This window comes from Buchnera aphidicola (Pemphigus obesinymphae) (genome assembly GCF_026122815.1).
In the GTDB taxonomy this organism is placed as follows: Bacteria; Pseudomonadota; Gammaproteobacteria; order Enterobacterales; family Enterobacteriaceae; genus Buchnera_C; species Buchnera_C aphidicola_BJ.
Map to the genome: position 1 here is coordinate 1 of NZ_JAIWQW010000080.1, position 493 is coordinate 493.

The 493-nt window shown below is 30.4% G+C and carries 1 protein-coding gene; it reads right to left on the reverse strand.

The features are described from left to right. On the reverse strand, positions 1 to 493 hold a 493-nt coding region (locus tag LDP10_RS03185), incomplete at both ends, for an aminotransferase class V-fold PLP-dependent enzyme (protein WP_265197281.1).

The window sequence follows — 493 nt, forward strand, 5'->3', positions numbered from 1 at the left end:
TAGCAATTTCACTAATGTCTTGTATTATCCCAATTTCATTATTTACATGCATAATAGAAACAAGGATAGTTTCCTTGTTAATCGCATTTTTAATGTCTTCTAAATTGATTAAACCATTTGACATAGGGTTCAGATAAGTGATGCTGTATCCTTTATCTTCAAGATATCTACATGTATCTAAAACAGATTTATGTTCTGTTTTAACAGTAATTATATGATTCCCTTTTTTTTTATAAAAAAAACTGCTTCCTTTAATAGCTAAATTATTAGATTCTGTAGCGCCAGAAGTAAAAATAATTTCACGAACATCAGCATTTATTAGTTTGGCTATATGATTCCTAGAAATATCGACGGCTTCCTCTGCTTTCCAACCAAATTGATGTGAACGAGACGCCGAATTACCAAATGTTCCATCTAATGTTAAATATTCCATCATTTTTTTTGCAACTGAAAACTCGACTGGTGTAGTTGCTGCATAATCTAAATAAATAGG